Annotated in this window: 9 protein-coding genes and 1 other RNA gene; 3 read left to right on the forward strand and 7 right to left on the reverse strand. The window is 70.5% G+C overall.

Features of this window, described 5'->3' with window-relative positions; all coding sequences use genetic code 11:
* The 3 genes from tatC to AN218_RS02845 all read left to right on the forward strand — a co-directional run.
* Positions 1–648, forward strand: a 648-nt coding sequence (gene tatC / locus AN218_RS02835; protein WP_141747411.1) for a twin-arginine translocase subunit TatC, incomplete at its 5' end; no start/stop codon positions are given.
* 117 nt (positions 649–765) lie between these two features.
* Positions 766–2319, forward strand: coding sequence for an LCP family protein (locus AN218_RS02840; RefSeq protein WP_070014990.1), 1554 nt, complete (start codon positions 766–768; stop codon positions 2317–2319).
* A 213-nt stretch (positions 2320–2532) separates the two neighbouring features.
* Positions 2533–3108 carry a TerD family protein gene (locus AN218_RS02845; RefSeq protein ID WP_070014991.1) on the forward strand — a complete coding sequence of 192 codons (576 nt, stop codon included), beginning with the start codon at positions 2533–2535 and terminating at the stop codon, positions 3106–3108.
* Positions 3109–3321: 213 nt separating this feature from the next.
* On the opposite strand, the gene mgtA is transcribed toward AN218_RS02845, so the two are convergent.
* The 7 genes from mgtA to AN218_RS02880 all read right to left on the reverse strand — a co-directional run bounded on the left by mgtA (position 3322) and on the right by AN218_RS02880 (position 19839).
* Positions 3322–5988, reverse strand: coding sequence for a magnesium-translocating P-type ATPase (gene mgtA, locus AN218_RS02850; RefSeq protein WP_070014993.1), 2667 nt, complete (start codon positions 5986–5988; stop codon positions 3322–3324).
* A gap of 7 nt (positions 5989–5995) precedes the next feature.
* Positions 5996–6367: an ArsR/SmtB family transcription factor gene (locus AN218_RS02855; protein WP_070014995.1), complete on the reverse strand. Its 372-nt coding sequence runs from the start codon at positions 6365–6367 to the stop codon at positions 5996–5998.
* Positions 6368–6865: 498 nt separating this feature from the next.
* Complete coding sequence (locus AN218_RS35930; protein ID WP_141747412.1) at positions 6866–7669, reverse strand: hypothetical protein; 804 nt, start codon at positions 7667–7669, stop codon at positions 6866–6868.
* Positions 7670–8507: 838 nt separating this feature from the next.
* Positions 8508–9794: an FAD-dependent monooxygenase gene (locus AN218_RS02860; protein WP_079131760.1), complete on the reverse strand. Its 1287-nt coding sequence runs from the start codon at positions 9792–9794 to the stop codon at positions 8508–8510.
* Positions 9795–9798: 4 nt separating this feature from the next.
* Positions 9799–17418 (reverse strand): amino acid adenylation domain-containing protein, encoded by a 7620-nt coding sequence (locus tag AN218_RS02865; protein WP_107421336.1) that lies wholly within the window; start codon positions 17416–17418, stop codon positions 9799–9801.
* A 723-nt stretch (positions 17419–18141) separates the two neighbouring features.
* Positions 18142–18568, reverse strand: an RNA gene (gene rnpB, locus AN218_RS02875) — RNase P RNA component class A.
* 29 nt (positions 18569–18597) lie between these two features.
* Positions 18598–19839, reverse strand: a complete 1242-nt coding sequence (locus tag AN218_RS02880) for a lactate 2-monooxygenase (RefSeq protein ID WP_079131761.1) — start codon at positions 19837–19839, stop codon at positions 18598–18600.
* Positions 19840–19949: the final 110 nt, after the last annotated feature.

The raw sequence follows: 19949 nt of genomic DNA on the forward strand, positions 1-19949 counted from the left end.
GGTCTGCACAAGCATGAGAAGAAGTACGCGCGTGCCTTCGTCGGTGCCGGCGCTCCTCTCTTCCTCGGCGGGGCCTATCTCGCGTATCTGCTGCTGCCCGCGGCGGCCAAGACGCTGCTGGACTTCACTCCGGACGGCACGGGGAACCTGATTCCGCTGGATGATTTCCTCGATATCGTCACCCGGCTCGTGATCGTTTTCGGGCTCGCTTTCGAACTGCCGCTGCTGCTGGTGATGTTGAACTTCACGGGCATTCTGTCGGGGCGCCGGCTGCTGGGCTGGTGGCGGGTGATGGTGCTGTGCATCACGATCTTCTCCGCGGTGGCCACTCCCACCGGTGATCCCCTCACGATGGGGGCCTTGGCGGCGCCGATCATTCTGCTCTACTTCGGCGCGGTGGCGATCTGTCTCTTCAACGACCGGCGCCGTACCCGTAGCGACCCCTACGCGGGGCTGGAGGACGACGAGGCGTCGCAGATCGAGGGGCCCGACTCCCTCGACGAGGCCGACGGCGTCCCCGCGCAGCGCACCCTGCCCGACGGCGAGTCCGGCGGAACGAACGGCAACGGAACCGGCGGCAGCACCGGCGGCGGCGGAAACGGCCCGCAGGGACGGAACGGTCAGGACGGTTACGACGACGCGACCTGAACCGGTAGCCGATCGCGATCTACAAGCCGACTTTACTTGCTATATTGCGCAACTAACTAATGGTGCGAGGGGACGCTGACCGTTGCGTTCCCGGAGTGGCAACTACGAGGGCGCGCAATGGCAGGAAGTCGCAGGGTGTCGCAGACCCGTGAACAGCGGGTTCATGGTCGCCGCGGGAAGAGGAAGCGCAGGCGAGGGCAGATAGCCGCGGTCGCAGTGGTGTCCTTGCTCGTTCTGCTGACTGCCGGCGCCGGGTGGGTCTACCTCCAGCTCAACGGGAACCTCAGCACCTTCGACTCGGGCGGAGTGAGCAGTGAGCGGCCGGAGGGGGGAGCCGGTGGCCAGAACGTACTCGTCATCGGCTCCGATGCCCGTAACCGTGGCAACAAGGAGTACGGCGGCGGGCGGGAAGGCGACGTGGGCCGTTCCGACACGGCTTTCCTCCTGCACGTCTACGGGGACAGGCAGCACGCCGTCGCGGTGTCGCTCCCTCGTGACACCCTCGTCGAGATCCCCCCGTGCAAGTTGCCTGACGGCTCGTGGACGAAGTCGCAGTCCCGGGGCCAGTTCAACGCCGCGTTCTCGGTCGGGCAGACGCAGAAGGGCAACCCCGCTTGTACGCAGAACACCGTGGAGAAGCTGACGGGGCTTCGGGTCGATCACACCGTCGTCGTCGACTTCAAGGGCTTCGCCCGCATCACCTCCGCCGTGGGCGGCGTCCCCGTATGCGTACCGAAGAACCTCTATGAGAAGGACCTCAGCCCCCATCGGCCCACGCAGGGCAAGCTCATCTTCAAGCAGGGCGTGCAGAAGGTCGCGGGTCAGAAGGCTCTGGACTACGTGCGCATCCGGCACGGTCTCGGAGACGGGTCCGACATCGGGCGCGTCAAGCGCCAGCAGGCGTTCGTCGGTTCCCTGATCAAGGAAGTCAAGGGCCACGGCATGAGCCCCACCAAACTCTTTCCGCTGGCGAACGCCGCAACGGAATCCATGACCGTCGACGAGGGGCTCGGAACGCCCGAGAAGATGGTCGACTTCACGATGTCCCTCAAGGGGATCGACCTGGGCAACACCAGGTTCGTCACCCTCCCCTGGCGCTACCAGGGCAGTCGCGTGGCGGTGGTGGAGCCGCAGGCCGCAAAGCTGTGGGCGGATTTGAAGGCCGACCGTACCGTCGACGGCAAGGACGCGAGCGGTAAGGACGCGAGCGGTAAGGACGCGAGCGGTAAGGACAAGGGCGGGTCCGGCAAGCCCCGGGGGAGTTCCCCGGGATCGGATGAGTCCAGCGCGAAGGTTTCGGGAGAGGGCGTTCGCGTCTCCGTGTTCAACGGGACGTCAACTCCTGGTCTGGCCGCTGCCGCGGCGAAGGAGTTGAAGAAGCACGACTTCACAGTCGAGGAACAGGGGAATGCCGCCTCGCAGCAGCAGGCCACCACGAGCATCTCGTACGGACCGGATGAACGCCCCTACGCCGTGAACCTCGCCCAACTCTTCCCCGGTGCCGAACTGAAGTCCTCCCAGACTCCTGGGCTCAGCGTCACGCTGGGAACGACCTACCAGCCCGGTACATCTCCCGATGCGGGAGCCGGCCGGAACCAGGGCCAGGACAAGGGCCGCTCCGCCGCCGACGACCCGTGCTCCGGTGTCTCGGGCCCCGGCGTCGGTGGGTGATCACCCCTCAACTTCTCTGCCGGCTCGCTGCATCAGGCGGACGCCTCTCGCGTGTGCCGTCGGAGCCGGTGAAAGGCATCACCCGGGCCGGAGGGACAGTTCGTCAAGGTTCAGGTATTGCGCAACTGTGGGAACCTTGACGTTGTGCTCAGCGTTGGGACGTACGAATACCACGTACTGAGCGTCGAGATCATTCCTGGAGTGGAGGCAGCAGTGGGAGTTTCCCTGGCCAAGGGCGGAAACCTGTCGCTGAGCAAGGAAGTGCCGGGGTTGAGCGCGGTGTTGGTGGGTCTGGGCTGGGACGTGCGCACCACGACCGGTGCGGACTACGACCTGGACGCTTCGGCGCTGCTGTGCGGCGACAGCGGCAAGGTCGTCTCCGACCAGCACTTCGTCTTCTACAACAACCTCAAGAGTCCCGACGGTTCGGTGGAGCACACGGGCGACAACCTCACAGGCGAGGGTGAGGGTGACGACGAAGTGGTCAAGGTGAACCTCGTCGGTCTGCCGAGCGAGATCGCCAGGGTCGTCTTCCCCGTGTCCATCCACGACGCCGAGGGGCGTGGGCAGAGCTTCGGGCAGGTCCGCAATGCCTACATCCGAGTCGTGAACCAGACGACCAACCAGGAGATCGCCCGCTACGACCTGTCCGAGGACGCTTCGGGGGAGACCGCCATGGTCTTCGGTGAGCTGTACCGGCACGGTGCCGAGTGGAAGTTCCGGGCCGTCGGCCAGGGTTATGCCTCCGGACTGCGCGGTATCGCCCAGGACTTCGGGGTCAACATCTGACATCGGCGTCTGGCCGTCCCCGCTGCCCGCCTGCACGTCGCCTCCTTGAGCCCTGCATGCGGGCGGCATGTTCCCGAACCGTCCCCCGGCCGGGTCCGGCCGACAGGACCGAGGCGGGGCTGTGACGCTGCCAGGCCCCTTCTGGTTCGGGATCATGCCGTTTGTGCGACGCGAAAGAGCGGCGCTGTCCACCGCCACCGGCGGTTCGGCTGTTCAGACATGTTCTGCCTCACGCCGCACGAGCGCGGTGAGGGCGACGGCGTAAAGCGCCAGTACGGCGATGAGCTGGGCGTAGTACGCCTGGGGCAGCGACGTCATGCCGAGCGGTGGCCCGAAGGGGGAGAGCGGCAGCAGGACTCCGATGACGGCGAGCAGGGCCGCAGCCCATCCCACTGGGCCCAGGGCACGGTTGCGGCCTCGGTGTTCGGCGGCGCGGCGGCCGGTGTGCAGCAGGACCATCACCAGAGCCTGGGTGAGCATGTTCTCGGTGAACCATCCGGTGTGGAAGACGGCTTCGTCGTCTCCTCCGGGGCCGTAGACGGCGAGTGTGAGCAGACCGAAGGTGGCGAGGTCGGCCAGTGCGTTGAGGACGCCGAAGCGGGTGATGAAGGTCAGCAGGTCACGGGCGTTCAGCGTGGTGGGGCGCCGCAGTACGGTCGGCCGGGGCCGATCGTAGGCGAAGGCGAGCTGAGCGGCGTCGAAACAGAGATTCTGTACCAGGACCTGCGTGGGCAGCATGGGCAGAAAGGGCAGCAGGACGCCCGCGGTGAGCATCGCGATGACGTTACCGAGGTTGGAGGAGAGAGTGACGCGCAGGTACGCGGCGATGTTGCCGCTTGCGTACCGGCCCGTCGTGATCGCGTGGCCGATGGCCGTGAGGTCCTTCTCCCGCCCGGCGAGTACGACATCGGCGCCCTCCCGGGCCACGGGCACCGCATCGCGCGGGCCGATGCCGACGTCGGCGGCGCGCAGCGCGGGCAGGTCGTTGACACCGTCGCCGAGGAAGCCGGTCGTATGCCCGGCGCGGCGCAGCGCGGAGACGACGCGGGCCTTGTGCTCAGGGGTGCACCGGGCGATGACGCTCGCGCGGCTGACGGCGGCGGCCAGGTCGGCCTCGGAGAGCGCGTCGAGACGCTCGGCTGTCAGCACCTCGCCGGGCTCGAAGCCGAGGTCGCGGCAGGCGCGGGCGGCGGTCCCCGGGTGGTCGCCGGTGAGGACTTTCACGCTCACACCGCGCTCCGCGAGGTCGCACAAGGCGGCTGCCGCCGAGTCGGTGACCGCGTCCCGCAGCAGGACGAAACCGCGGAACGTCAGGCCGCGCTCGTCAGCAGGCGTGTAGCTGCGCTGCCCGGTGGGGCGTTCGACGGTGGCGACGGCGAGCAGCCGGAGGCCGTCGGCGGCATGGCTCGCTGCACGCGCGTTGAGCCGTTGCCGCTCCGCGTCGGGTAGCACGCACCGCTCCAGGACGGCCTCGATGGAACCCTTGACGATGAGCGTGTTCGTACCGAGGCGGCCCGGTGTGCGCACGACAGCGGTGGCCAGGCGGCGTACCGGATCGAAGGGGAGAGCTGCGACCGGTTCACACGTCACGAGCTCCCCTTCGTCGGCCGCCGCCAGGATGGCTTCATCGAGGGGGTCCGGTACGGGCAGGTCGGCCAGTTGCAGGGTCCACCAAGCGTTGACGGCCGCCCACTGCAGCACCTCGGGATCCTCACGGCCCATCCCGTCCACGCTGCCGCCGACGAGGGGCCGGTCCTGGGTCAGGGTGCCGGTCTTGTCCAGGCACAGCACGTCCATGGCCCCCAGGTCGTGCAGTGCGGGCAGCCGTCTGACGATGGCCCGGTGATCGCGGGCGAGTAGCGACGCGCCGCGCGCGAGACACGTGGTGACGACGACCGGGAGCATCTCCGGTGTCAGCGCCACCGCGACGGCCACCGCGAACGGCAGAGTCTCCAGCCCCTGGCCGCGCAGCGCAGCGTTGGCCATGAGTACCAGCGGCGGGGTGAGCAGCATGAACCGCACCAAGATCCAGGAGACCCCGTGCACCAATCGGTCGAAGGAGCCTGCTGCCCGGGCGGAGATGCCGGTGTGCGCGGCCGCCAGCCGGGTGTCCGAACCGGTCGCTACGACCACCGCGGTGCCGCCGCCCGCCACCACGCTGCTGCCCTGGAAGCACAGATACGGCCGGTCGAACGCGCCGGCACCCTCCGGCTGTGACGGCGAATGGGGCGCATCGACCGGATACTTCTTGACCGCGACGGACTCCCCGGTGAACGCGGCCTCCCGCACCCGCAGCCCGCTGCCGCGCATCACGCGCACGTCGGCGGGCACCAGATCCCCCGCCCCCAGCTGCACCACATCTCCCGGCACCAACTGGTCCACCGGCAGTTCCCGCGCCACTGGCGCCGCGCCCCCGGCACCGCTCTCGTCCTCGGGGCGCCGCAGCACCGTCGCCGTCGTGGCCACCAGGTCCCGCAAGCCGGCCATGGCCCGGTCGGCACGCATCTCACCGCCGGCCCGCAGCAGGCAACTGACCGCCACCAGAACGGTGATGACGACCGCCGTGCCCCACGAAGCGACCGCCGCCGAGACGAGGCCGAGAACGAGCAGCACCGCGGTGAAAGGGTCCTTCAGCCCGCGCACCAATCGCCGCGGCCAGGAGAGGGGCCGCAGCGATGGCGGTACGTTCTCCCCGTACCGGGTAAGCCGTCGCTCCGCTTCCTGCTCGCTCAGCCCGCGCGGCCCGCTGCCCAGCGCCCGCAGCGCCTGCAATGCGGTCGGCTCCGCCGCCCCGGAGACGGCGGTCAGCCGGCTGCCGGGCTCCGCCTCCGTGGTAGATGCAGATGCCGTTGTTCCCCGCGGCCCTTGCCCAACGACCATGGGGCGCTCAGGCGCCGGTCCTGGGCACACGGCGTGCTTCAGGGGCGGCGTGACCGCGACCCGCACGCTCCGTCATCTGGTTGAGTATCAGCCGCACCACGGCCACCACCTGTGGGTCGTCGACGACATACATCTGCCGCCGTCCTTCGCGCCGTGCGCGTACCAGACCCGCCAGCTTCAACTTGGTCAGATGCTGACTGACCGCGGGCAGTGCGCCGCCCACCCGCTCCGCGAGCCGGGTCACATCGCTCTCCCCTTGCGCAAGCGCCCACATGATGTGCAGCCGCGAGGCCGACGCCAGCAGCCCGAACGCGGCGGCCGCCTCCGCCAGCACCTCGGCGGGCGGGTCCTCTTCGACGAGGTCACGCACCTCTTCCACTACGCCACCTCTCACCTGCCAAACGGCCCACGTGGCCAACCGATTCTAGGTCCTCCTCCCACCCGCCGTGCGACTCCCAGAGCTCTTGTTCTCCATGGACCAGGACGGGGTGGACAAGACCGCTGCGGGAACACAAGTGAGCTTGTCGCCGGAGAGCAAGATGTCAATAGGAGGGCCTGGTGCCGGAAGTCGTCAACGGTCATGGTCTTCCTCGCCGTGCCCGGCGTGCCCGGCGTGCTCGTCCGTGTACCGGAAGGCGCCGGTGCCGAGCAGGCGGCCTTTGGCGTCGTACCAGGCGGCCGGACGTTCAGGGCCCCCGCCCTGGCGAGGTGCGACGGTGAGGCTGAGCGTGGGAGCGGGCGCGGAACGGGTGAACCAGCGGGCCCGCTGGATCGATCGGGGCGGCGACGAGGCGTCGGCCCCGAGCGTCCAGCGGTTTCGCTGTTCGACCCGGACACGACGTGATCGTGTCTTGGAGCACTGGCGAACCACGCAGCGTCAGCGCTCCCGGGACGGACGGGACGCAGGGCTGCCGAAGTCAGGACTGCTGAAGTCAGGTGACGAGAAGCCTGGATCTGATTCTGCTGTGTGCGCGTTCTGCTCTTTGGCGTGCCCGTCAGCTTCCGCACGCCCCGGGGAGGCGTCGGGAGCAACCGGCGAGGCCGCATCGCGGCACTCCATGTCGCGCAGACCGGCATGCAGGGATGGCAATATCCCTTTTTCCAGGAGCGCTTGATGCCATGCCCGCTGGGCCGTGGACACAGCGGCGGACCGATCGTCGGTGTGAGGGGTGTCGCCGACGGAACGGTTGCGTCTGGCGGAAGCCAGCAACCCCGCCAGGCCCGTCAATGTCGCCAACGCCGCGACGGCTGCGGCACCCCAGCCGACGTTCACCAACGCATTCGCCACGCTGGAGCGGCCGTCGATGAAGCGCAAGCCGTGGCCGAATACGAGGAACACCACCGCTGCCACGGCGGACAGAGCCGGAACCAAGAACCCCACTGCGCCGAGCAGTCCTCGACTCGGGCTGTGGTCGCCCTCGATTCCCTTGCTGATCCTGCCGCTCGGCACAACGCGAGAAGCGGTCCTCGCCCGCAGGCGTCTGTAGTGGTGGTACTCCTGCCGCGCAGCAGGCAGGATCGAGTCCCGGTCCTCCAGCAGCCGATGGCGCAGCCGAGTGGCAATGTCCGGTCCTCCGGCACCACGCAGAGCCGCTTGACCCTTCGGGGAGTTCAACGCACGGTCAAGTACGCGCTCGAAATCGCTTCGGTCTTCCGCCGTCATGTGGTCGAGCCAAGTCATGCAGCCCCCTTCTTTGGACTCCCGTGCTGTCAACTCGCCCTTGCGGCAGCGCGAGAGCTCATCCCTCCACGCCGGTGGTGCGACGGCGTTCGAGACGTCGTGCACTTCCTCGCGTGCCGGCGCCGGAAGGCTCCTATCAGTTACCCAGTTGCGCAACAATTTAATGCCGACCGGTGAAGACGGAGGACACACTGCGCGGGCACAGGCAGGCCGTTCCGTGCGTTGTGTCACCTTGCGGGGCGGGGAGGATCGAGAGATTGGCGACCATCACCCCGGCCAGAGCGGCGAGTTGAGTCATCGTCATCCCTCGCGCCGCGTGTGAGCGGTCGAGATCGCCGGCGGCGGCTGCGGGCAGGTCCGCGGGGTCCTGCGGACCGGCAACGACCGTTGGATGCGGCGGTGTTGATCAGTCTCCCTGTCGTCTTCCGGTCCCTCGCGGGGACCGCAGTCTGCGGATGGCCGTACGCAGTCGGGCACGAACGGCCTTGGCGAGGCGGGTGCGACGCCGTCCCTTGCGTCCCTTGCCGTTCTCGGCCGATGCCTTGCGCGTGTCCCGTACGGATGTCATGTGGGCACGGACGGCACGACCCCAAGACCGTTCAGGCACTGAGCCGCCATGCACAGGTCCGACGACACACTCTTCAACAGGGCGCCGTGCTCTGCTTGTTGCCCCTCGGCGGGACACTGCCGGTCGGGTGGAGCCGGCTGCGGCCCGGCGTATTCCGGGTTCGGCCGGTGAGGCGGCCGAAGTCGCCGAAGCGCACCCCGACGCGGGACCGCCGCCCCACAACCACCGTGGCGGCTCATCGAGTCGGGGTGCGCTAACGCCCGCCCGTCCTCAGGCGGCGTCCGGGTCCGGGAAGACCAGGGCCGCCCTCTGCACGGCCATCAGATCGGCGTGCCGTGCCAGTCGCAGCGCGGTGTTGCGGCGCAGCCGCCCGATCCGGCTCTCCATGTGCCACCGGTCGCTCACCTCCCGCGAGGCCACCACCATCATGCGGGTCCGCTCCCTGCGCAGGTCCTCGTACGTGCGCAAAGCGCCGCTGAGGTCCGTGGCGCCGCGCAGGGTTCGGGCGAGGACCACCGCGTCCTCCATGGCCATGGCGGCTCCCTGCCCGATACAGGTGAGCATCGGATGGGCGGCGTCGCCGAGCAGCGTGACCGGGCCCTCGCCCCAGCTCTCCAGGAAGGCCCTGTCCCGCGAGGGGACGCCGATGATGTCCTCCTCCGGTGTCGCCTGGATGACTTCGCGCACCTCTTCCGCCCAGCCCGAATAGGCGCGCAGCACCTCGTCCTTGCCGCCCGGCCAGTTGTGGGAGCGCTGCTCGGGCATGTTCTTGGTGCCCCACCAGTAGAACCGGCCGTGGCCGATGTCGATCAGGCCGAAGCCGCTTCCCTTGCCCCAGTAGTGCGCGACGGCGCCGGGGGGCAGACGGCGGTGGGTGAAGGGGACGATGCCCAGCCAGGAGATGTATCCGCTGTCCTCGGCCGGTTCGTCGGGGCCGGTGAACTGACGGCGTACGACGGAGTTGAAGCCGTCCGCGCCGACCACGACGTCCCCTCGCGCCGAGGTGCCGTCCGCGAAGTGGACGACGGCGCCGGAGTCGTCCGTCTCGACGCCTGTGGCCGTCGCGCCGAGGGTGATCGGGGTGTCGCCCAGCGCGTCCAGCAGGGCGTGCTGCAAGTCCGTACGGCTCAGGCACACGCACGGCACTCCGATCTCGTCCGCCACCTTCACCAGCGGCTCCTCTTTGATGAGGCGGCCGCGTGCGGTCTTCATGGTGAAGGAGGTGACGGCTTGGCCGCGCTTGTCCAGGCCGAGGTCGATGCCGAGGCTGTCCAGCGCGGTGAGGGCGTTGGTCATGACCGACAACCCCGAGCCCGCGGCGCGCAGTTCGCTCGCCCGCTCGTAGATCTCGGCGTCGACGCCGACCTTGCGCAGGGCCACGGCGAGAGTCAGTCCGCCGATGCCGGCGCCCACGATGAGGGCCTTGGGGCGTGAGCCGGTGTCGCCGCCGGTGTCACGGCCCGTGTCGCGGCCTTTGCCGCCGCCGTTCTTACGGCCCGTGCCACGTCCTGTGCCACGGCCTGTGTTACGTCCGGGGGTCTCGGAAGGGGGTGTCATGACGTCAGTTCCTCCGGGTGGTGACGTGCGGGGCGACGGCCTCGGTGGCCCGCCTCGGGGTGGTGGTGTGCGGCAGGAGCGCGGTCACGGCGGCCGCTGTGTGCGCGACGTGCGGCTCCCGCATGAGCGTCAGATGGTCGCCGGGCACCGGCACGACCTCCACGCGCCCGCCCGTCGTGCGGTCCCAGCCGTTGGCGTGTTCGGCGTGGCGGCTGCCCGCCGCGCCGTGCATCGAGGCGAGGACCTCGGGCAGCGGCTCCTGGGCGCGCAGCAGCGTCACGTCCTGGTCGGCGCTGCCGGGCGAATAGCTCAGCGTGGCGTACCAGTTGGCCTTGTAGACGTCGAAGAGGCGGCGGACGACGAGGCCCGAGCTGCCCTCCGGAAGCGCCCCGAGCCGCGTGGCGTGACGGGCGATGTGGTCGAACTTCTCCTCCAGCGTCTCCGGTGCGGACGGGAGTTCCGCCAGAGGCGAGCCATCGCCGCCCCTGATCCACAGCAACTCCCAGAAGAACCAGCCCAGTAGCGCGTCGTCGGTGAAGCTGCGTCGGCTGTCCGTGCCGATAGTGGTGGTGTCGAGCAGGACGAGCCGGGCGACCTCCTCCCCGCAGGCGCGCAGTTGACGGGCCATCTCGAAGGCGGCGAAGCCGCCGAAGGACCAACCGCCGATCGTGTAGGGCCCGGTGGGCTGCACTCGGCGCAGCGCGGCCACGTAGCTCTCCGCGATCTCCTCCATCGTGGTCAGCGGTGCCGTGCCTGGTTCGGCTCCGGCCGCCTGAAGCGCGTAGAAAGGCTGATCGGCGGGCAGGTGGCGGGCGAGGGGCAGGTAGCACAGGACGTTGCCGCCCATGGGATGCACCATGAACAGCGGTGGCTTCGTCCCGTCGCGGCGGATCGGCACGAGCGGATCGAAGCCGGAGGCGCTTCCGGCGCTTCCCGCCCTTCGGCCCTTCCCGCTGCTCCCGCCGCCCTCCGTGCCGCTTGTGCCGCTCGTGCCCTCCGGCATTCCGAACGCGTGCAGGTGCGGGGCGAGTTGGGCGACGGTCGGGGTCGCCACGAACGTGGCCAGCGGGATGACGACGCCGTAGCGCTGCTCGACGGCCACGACGAGCCGCATGACGGTCAGCGACGTGCAGCCGAGGTCGTCGAAGAGGTCGTCGTGCACGCCTATGCCGGGCTGCCGCAGCAGATCCGCGAGCATCTCCGCGAGTGCCGCCTCGTACTCGTCGCGCGGCTCGGTGGCGTCGCGCCGCGTCGGCCCCGCGGTGAGCGGGAGTCGGCACAGTGCCGCGTCGTCCCGTTTGCCGCTGGGGGTCAGCGGCATGGCGTCCACCCACTGCACGTACGACGGCACCATGTACTCGGGCAGCACCGAGCGCAGATGCCGCCGCACGGCCGCCGGGCCGACCGCCTCGGCATCGCCGGTGACGGCCTCCGCGTCGCCGGTGACGAACGCGGCGAGCACCGTGCCCCCGCTTCCGTCCTCGCGCGCGACGACCGCTGCCTCGCCGAGCCCTTCGTGCCCCTCCGCGAAGGCCGTGAGCGCCAGTTCGACCTCGGCGGGCTCCACGCGGTGGCCGCGGATCTTGGCCTGCCGGTCCGCCCGGCCCGTGCACACGATGTTGCCGTCGGGCAGGACGAACCCGGTGTCGCCGGTGCGGTACAGCCTCCCGCCGCTCACGGTCTCGCCGCCCGCGGTCTCGCCGTCCATGGCCTCCCCGTCCACGGGCTCGACGTGCTCGGCGGTCTCGACGAACCGTTCGCCGGTCAGGTCTGGCCGCCCCACGTACCCCTCGGCGAGACACGCGCCGCCCAGGTACAGCTCCCCGCGGGCCCCCGCCGGTGCGGGGCGCATGCGGTGGTCCAGCACCAGGGCCGTGGCGTTGCCGATGGGGGTGCCGATCGGCGGGAGGGAGGGGAAGGCCGCCGGGTCGCCGCTCATGGAGTACCGCGTCGCGACGTGGGTCTCCGTCGGGCCGTACTGGTTCTCCAGGATGCTGCCGGGCAGCGCCGCGCACAGCCGCCGTATCTCCTCGGTGACGCGCAACTGTTCGCCGGAGGAGACCAGGATCCTCAGCGCGCCGGGCACGAGGCCGAGCGCGGCCGACGCCTCGGCAAGCTGTTGCAGGGCGACGTACGGCAGGAACACCCGCCGCACGCCGCCCTCGTCCAGCAGGCGCAGCAGCGCGGGCATGTCGCGTCGTGTCTCCTCCGCCACGAGCCGCAGCGTGCCGCCCGAGCACAGAGTGGAGAAGATCTCCTGGAAGGAGACGTCGAAGCTCAGCGGCGCGTACTGAAGCGTGACGTCTCCGGCCGCGCCGCTGGGCTCGGAGATCTGCCAGTTCACGAGGTTGGCCAGCGCCCTGTGGGGCATCGCCACACCCTTGGGGCGCCCGGTGGAGCCGGAGGTGAACAGGACGTACGCGACGGACCCGGGGTCCAGGGGCTGCCGCGCCGTCCGGGAGGCGGCGCACGCCCCGGCCGTCGCGGCATCCGGCGCGAGAAGCTCCTCCGCCCGCAGAACCAGCGCGGGGCCGGCGAACGCGGCCGGGTTCCCGTCGTCGGTGACGACACGGAACAGCTCCGCCTGCTCGGCCATGTCCGCCAGCCGCCGCTCGGGATAGCTCGGATCGAGGGGCACGACGGCGGCACCGGCGCGCAGCACCCCGAGAACACATGCGACGGTCCCGGGCGTGCGGCCCATGGCGATGCCCACCCGTGAGCCGGGCCGCGCGCCGAGTGCGAGGAGACGACCGGCGACCGACTCGGCGGCCGCGTGCAGCCGCGCGTACGTCCAGCGAGTGCCGTCGAGCACCACGGCGGTGCGCTCCGGCGTCCGCTCGGCCTGCCGTGCGAACAGCGACACGACGTCCTCGGCGTCCGTACGTGCGCTCTGCGCCGACGGTATGGCTCGTGACGGGCCCTTCGCCGCGCCGGCGAGGAACGCGAAGTCGACCTCCGCGTCCGGCTGTTCCAGCATCCTGTGCAGGACGCGGCTGTAGGTCGCGGCCAGAAGGTCGGCCTGTGCGTCGGTGAACTGCCCGCTGTCGCAGTCGATGCGGAGCCACACGCGCTCGTCCACCGGGTCGGTGACGGCGTTCACGAGGAGCGCGAATCCGGTCTCCTCCCAGGTGCGGAAGGCGGTCAACTCCACCCCGGGCAACCGCAGTACGTCGCCGAGCTGCCGGAAGTGGACGTAGTTGAAGACCGTGCCGACGGCCGCGGCACGGCCCGCGTCCCCGCGTATCGCGCTCAGCGGACGCCGCTGGTGCGGATGGCCGCTTCGCTCCTGCCCGAACGCCTCGCGCGCCACGTCGAACCAGGTCGGCCCGGAGACGTCCACGCGTACCGGCACGGTGTTCAGGAACAGCCCGGCGATGCGTTCGGCGTGTGCGAGCTGGGGCCTGTTGTGCACGATCAGGCCGGTGGTGACGTCCCCCGGGCCGGTGGTGACGTCCTCGCCGCCGAACAGGCCCAGCGTCAGGCAGTGTGCGGCGAACAGCACAGACTTCACCGGAAGTTCCCGCTCTGCCGCCAGCCGCCTCAGCAACCGGCCGGTCTCCTCCGGCAGTTCGACGCGGCGCAGGAGAACTCCCATCCCGGACCGCGTCGCAGCAGCGGTGCCCGCGCCCGTACTCGCGCCTGTGCCCGTACTCGTGCCCGTGCCAGTGCCGGTCCCCGTGCCACCGGCGGGCTCGTGCGGGCGGAAGGACTCAAGCCGGAGCGGTGCGGCTCCCTCAAGCGTCTCCGCCCAGTAGGCGCCGTGCTCCGGGGAGTCGAGCGCCAGCCGCTCGTCACGGGCGTGGTGTGCCGGTGAGGGCAGCGCGCTCTCCGGCACGGGTCCGGGGCCCAGGCCCAGCGTGTGGGCGTAGTCCTGGAGCAGTTCGGAGAGGACGTTGGCCACGCTGGCCCCGTCCAGCAGCGCGTGGTGGAAGCTGAGAACGAGGTCGACGTGCTTCCTGCGTACGTGTGCGCGCAGGAGCCACAGCGGGGCGCGGGTGAGCGCGTAGTCGTGGTGACGGCGTTCCTCGACGTGCCGCAGGATCTCGAACTCGGCGCGTTCCTCGTCGAGTTGCCGCAGGTCGGCGCTCTCCAGGCCGCCGGGCGCCGCGGGGTGGGTGATCTGGAGCGGCTCCGAGAAGGAGGCCAGGTCGAAACTGGAGCGCAGGGCGGGGTGCCGCTCGACGAGACGGCCGAACGCCTCGCGAAACGCGTCCTCCTCCCACGGCATGCGCAGGGTGTAGCGGAAGACGTCCTTGTAGGTGCTCGACCCCGGCTCCCGGCTGTCGTAGAGGAGGCCGAGTTGGAGGGCGCTGAGGGGATGGGCGTCGCTCGCCCCGGCCAGCTTCTCCCTGTCGGCCGCGTCGACCAGGGCGAAGGGCGCGAGGGCTGCCCCGCCGCCTTCGCCGCTCTCGCTGCCCTCGCCGCCGTCGCCGTCCGGGCCGTCCACTGCACGGGCCTCGGCCCGTGCGGCCAGCGCGGCGACCGAGGGCGCGTGCATCAGATCGGTCAACGAGAAGCGCAGGCCCCGCTGTTCGGCGAGCGCGCGGATGCGCAGCATGAGGATGGAGTCGCCGCCCAGCGCGTAGTAGTCGTCGTGGAGACCGACGGGCATGCCGAGCACCTCCTGCCAGACCTCGGTGAGCACCGCCTGCGCGGCGGAGAGGGACGCCCGCTCCGCTTCCTCCGCCCGGGGCGCGGCCTGCGGGGACGGCAGCGCCCGCCGGTCGGCCTTGCCGTTGGGCGTCAGCGGGACCCGGTCGATGCGTACGAAGAGGGCAGGCACCATGAACTGCGGCAGGTGCGCGGCGAGTTCGTCCCGCAGCGCTGCCGGGTCGAGGTCCTCGTCGGCCACGTAGTAGCCGACGAGATGGGTGCCGCGGGCCGCGCTCGTACGGTCCACGACGACGGCGTCGCGGACGCCGGGAACCTTCAGCAGCGCGGCGGCCGCCTCCTGCGGCTCCACGCGGTTGCCGCGGATCTTCACCTGCCCGTCCAGGCGGCCCAGGTATTCGAGCGTCCCGTCGGCCAGCCACCGGGCGCGATCACCGGTGCGGTACAGCCGCCCGCCCGGCGTGAACGGGTCGTCGGTGAACGCGGCGGCGGTGAGATCCGGCCGGTTCAGATAGCCCTCGGCGACGCCCGCACCGCCGATCCACAACTCGCCGGGCACGCCCACGGGTTGGGGACTGCCGTCGGAACGCAGCACGTATAGCTGCGTGTTGTCGATCGGCCGTCCGATCGGCACCCGCACGACAGGCAGCGACGGGTCGTCGGGGCAGTCGTAGAAGGAGACGTCCACGGTGGCCTCGGTGGGCCCGTACAGGTTCACCAGCCGCGCAGCGGATCGGCCGTTCGCCCGCAGGACCCGGTTGAACTGTTCGACGCGCGGCGCGGGCAGTGCCTCACCGCTGGCGAAGACGTGCCGTAGCGGGAGCGGGGCGTCCTCGCCGGGGGAGGAGAGCACGTCGAGGAACGGGCCCAGCATCGACGGCACGAAGTGCGCCACCGTCACGGCGTGCTCCCGCACCGTCCTCGCGATCACCCGCGGGTCACGCTGGCCACCGGCGGGCAGCAGTACGCAGCGGGCGCCCTCGATCGCCCACCAGAACAGCTCCCACACCGAGACGTCGAAGGAGAACGGGGTCTTCTGAAGCACCGAGTCGTCCTGGGTGAGCGGGTAGCGCCGCTGCATCCAGGCCAGCCGGTTGACGACCGAACGGTGGCGCACCATCACGCCCTTGGGGGTGCCGGTCGATCCGGAGGTGTAGATGACGTAGGCGAGGTCGTCGGCAGTGGGACCGGAGGCGACCGGACCCTCCGGACCGTTCGCGAGGTCCGCCAGTACGAGCGCCGCGGGCAGTTCACCGTCGGCGCCGCCTCCCGGCGAGGACGCGACCGGTTCCTCGTCCGCGTCGGCGAACAACTCCACTGCCGCTTCCTTGTCTTCGACGAGGACGACACCGGCGCCGGAGTCGCGCAGCAGCAACCGGGCCCGGGCGGGCGGATGTTCGGGGTCCACCGGTACGTAGGCCGCTCCGGCCTTGAGCACGCCGAACAGCGCCACGATCAGGTCCGGGCCGCATTCCATCAGGACGGCGACGCGGTCGCCGCGGCCGGCACCCTCCGACTGGAGGGCGCGGGCGACCTGGTTGGAGCGGGCGTCGAGTTCGGCGTAGGTCAGGCTGCCCGCGCCGTCGGCGGCGACGACGGCGGTACGTTCGGGGCTGCGAGCGGCCTGCTCCTGGAAGAGCGAGGCCAGTGTCGCGTCCCGCGGAAAGTCCACCACCGGTCCGTGACCGCGTCCCGCGACGAGTTCGCCGTACTCGTCCTCGTCCAGCATCGGCACGTCCCGCACGGGAGAGTCCAGGAGACCGGCGCCGCTGCGCAGGAGAGTGCCCAGGTGGCGTGCGAACGACCCGGCGGGACGGTCGGCGTCGAACACGTCGCCGGCGCACTCCAGGTTGAGGCTGATGTCGTCCGAGTCGCCGGAGGCCAGCATCACGATGTTCACGGCGTCCTGGTCGTGGTGCGGGGCCATGTAGTCGACCGTGCGCACCACCTCCCCGGTCGACTCGGGCGAGGGATGGCGCAGGTAGGAGAGCGTGATGTCGAACAACTGCCGCTCGTCCGGCGGCAGTTGCGGCACCTCGCGGAGCACCTCGCCCAGGGCCAGCCGTCCGTGCTCACGCAGGGCGGACACCTTGGCCCGTACGTCCGCCGCGACCTCCCGCAGCGTCCCGTGGTCACCGGGACGCACGCGCACCGGCAGTGTGTTCGCGAAGTCCCCGACGACGGCCTTCTGTTCGGCGCCCTCCCGGTTCATGAACGGTATGCCCAGGACCACTTCGTCGCTGTCGTGGACGCGCGAGAGGTAGGTGCCCAACAGCGCGGCGACGTACGCGAAGGGCGAGACGCCCTCGGCCAGCAGGCGGGCGACGACGTCGCCGGGAACGGCGCAGGAGGTCCTGACCACGGGCGGCGCCGTGGGCGTCTCCTTCCGTGTGAACAGGGCAGGCGACACCCCGTCGAGGGCCGACCGGTGGAACGCGCGGTCGCGGGCGCACTGCTCGGAGTCCCGGTAGCGGCCCTCCTCCTCGGCGAACTCGCGGTAGGACGAGGGCCGTACGCGGGAGGCGGCGCCCTCCAGCAGAGCCGCGTACTCCTCGCGGATCTCCACGCCCAGCAGGTAGTAGGTCCAGCCGTCGGTGACGAGGTGGTGCGCCCTGAGGTGGAAGTGCACGACCTGGTCGCTCTCCACCAGGATCGTGGCCTCGGTCATGGGACCGCGGCGCAGCGGGACGGGCGTGCGCAGGGACTCCTCCATCCACTCGGCACACGCGACGGCGGGGTCGGGGCGTGAGGAGAGGTCGAGAACCCGTACTCCGGGAAGTTCACCGGATATCCACTGGTAGGGAACGCCGTCCCGCTCGTCGAACCGGAGCCTCAGCGCGTCGTGGCTTCCCAGGGAATTCCGTACGGCTTGTGCGAGGGTCTCCAGAACCACCTTTCCGTCCATGCGCTCATGAAGTACGCAGTTGAACTGGGGGGATTCCTCGCGGCGGCCCGCGACGCCCCAGATGTCAAGCTGATAGGCGGTCAGGGGGAATAAAGAAGAGGTTTGCACAAAGAACCCAATGCTCCGGAGGTGAAGAGTCGGTGAAGTCGCGGTTCCGGGCAGGCCGTTCGGCCGCCGTCACGCTGAACTGCCTGATGAGCGCCGTCGTCCGAGCGCGTAACAGGCAGGCCGCTCCCGAACGGGGAAGCTAGCAGAGCCGAATTGCCGGGCGTTACCCGCACCGGGCGCGGCCGTAAGGGACTAATAGAATCCCTAGAGTTCGCCAATTGCCGTGTGCGGTGGGTCGCCGGCATGTTCGCGGGAATCGCCGACGGGGAAAGCACCGAACGGCTGGAGCCGGCCGGTGAATTCACCGGGGTTACTCGCAAGTCGCAGTCGCGAGAACACCGTTCCCTCCGGACAGCACGGCCCCAAGACCGTTCAGGCACTGAGCCGCCATGCGGAGTTCTCCGAGACGTGGGGCACCTACGCGCGTCCCGCGCTCGCTGTGGACGGGGTCACGGTGACCGCGTTCGGCGACATGTTCACAGGAGCGGGGCAGGCTGAGGGCGCCTCCGCAGAGGTACTCCTGGAGCAGGTTGCTTGACCTGGTTTGTGGCACGTGATGTGCCGGATTCCACGACGCACGTGAGGCCAACCGCCGTGGCGTGAGGTGGCCGGACCCGTGGAACGGTCCGCTCACCGGATTCGACCCCGATGTGACCTCGATGCGACCCCATGGACGCAAGCAAGCGAGTGCACCGCCTCTGACCTGGTACGGGAGAGAGGCGGCGGACGAGTCGGCCTGTACGCCGGATCCTGTCTCCCCGGTGCCTTGCGGCGCCGGGGGAGGCGGCCATCCATCTGGGACCGGCGTTGCCGCCGGCCTCGTGCGGTCCACCCGCGGACTCGGGCGGGCAGCCCTCGGTCGTCCGCGCAGAGCCGTCAGCCGACGGCCCCTCTTGACCTTGCTCCGGATGGGGTTTACCAAGCCGCCCAGGTCGCCCTGGGCGCTGGTGGTCTCTTACACCACCGTTTCACCCTTACCGGGTCGCGCGGCCCTGCGGCCGTGCGCCCGGCGGTCTGCTTTCTGTGGCACTGTCCCGCGGGTCACCCCGGGTGGGCGTTACCCACCATCCTGCCCTGTGGAGTCCGGACGTTCCTCGGCGAAGCCCGTCGCCGATAGCGCGGGCCCCGACGCGGCCGCCCGGCCGGCTCGTCCGCCGTACCGGCCATGATAGCCGGGGATCACACCCCGCTCTGCAGCGAGTCCGGCGACAGATCGGCCGGGGTGCGGTGGCCCGAGAGGCCCAGCGTGAGATCCAGGTCGGCGAGCAGGCTGCGCAGTACGTGGATGACGCCCTCCTCGCCGCCGTGCGCCAGGCCGTAGGCGTACGGACGGCCGACGAGCACCGCGCGGGCGCCCAGCGCCAGCGCCTTGAGGACGTCCGCCCCGGTGCGTACCCCCGAGTCGAAGAGGACGTCGAGACGGTCGCCGACGGCCTCGACCACCGACGGCAGCGCGTCGAGCGAGGCGATCGCGCCGTCGACCTGCCGGCCGCCGTGGTTGGAGACGACGATGCCGTCCATGCCCGCGTCGGCCGCCCGGCGGGCGTCGTCGGGGTGCAGCACGCCCTTCAGCACGATCGGTCCGTCCCAGTGCTCGCGCAGGAACGGCAGTTGGTCCCAGGAGCGGTCGGTGCCGGTGAACATCGGCACCCAGCGCAGCACCGCCGCTATCAATTCCTCCTCCGGCGGCTTCTCCAGGCCGGCGCGGAAGGCCGGGTCGGAGAAGGGGATCGCGGTGCCGACGCCGCGGATGAAGGGCAGATACGACTGGTCGAGGTCCTGCGGGCGCCAGGCCAGCGTCCAGGTGTCGAGCGTGACGACGAGCGTCGTGAACCCCGCCTTGCGGGCACGGTCCAGGATGCTGACGCACACGTCGTCGTCGTTGGGCCAATAAAGCTGGAACCAGCGGGGGTTGTCCTCGCCGTGCGCCTCGGCGACCTGCTCGATCGTGTGCGAGGAGGCCGTCGAGAGCACCATCGGCAGCCCGGTCGCGGCGGCGGCGCGTGCCGTGGCCAGTTCGCCGTCGGGGTGGATGATCGACTGCACGCCGACGGGGGCCAGCAGCACCGGCGCGGGCATGCGCGTACCCAGCACCGTCGTACTCAGATCGCGTCCGGACGGTCCGCGCAGCATGCGCGGTACGAGCCGGTGCCGCTCGAAGGCCTCACGGTTCGCGCGGTGCGTGGCGCCGGAGCCCGCCGCGCCCGCGAGATAGCCGAAGGCGCCGGGGTCCATGTGCTCGCGCGCGGAGGCGCCGAGCAGGGTGAGGTCGGTGGTGAAGGGCGGCAGCGTGCCGTCGAGACCGTTGAGATAGATGTCGTTCTGGTAGTTGCCGAAGCCGGGCCCCGGCGGCGCCGGCGCCTCCCCCTCGGCTCCCGTACCGCCCGCTTCGGTCCCGGACTTCCCGGACGCCTCACTCATCGCACCCGCACCTCTTCTCTCGGCTGGGTCCCGAGTTTCCTCTGCGGGGGTGCGCCGGGGCTAGGGCGTGTCCGCAAAGTCCCGTCTGGGGTGCGGGGTCTGGCACGCAC

Source organism: Streptomyces nanshensis, from assembly GCF_001751255.1.
GTDB classification, from domain to species: domain Bacteria; phylum Actinomycetota; class Actinomycetes; order Streptomycetales; family Streptomycetaceae; genus Streptomyces; species Streptomyces nanshensis_A.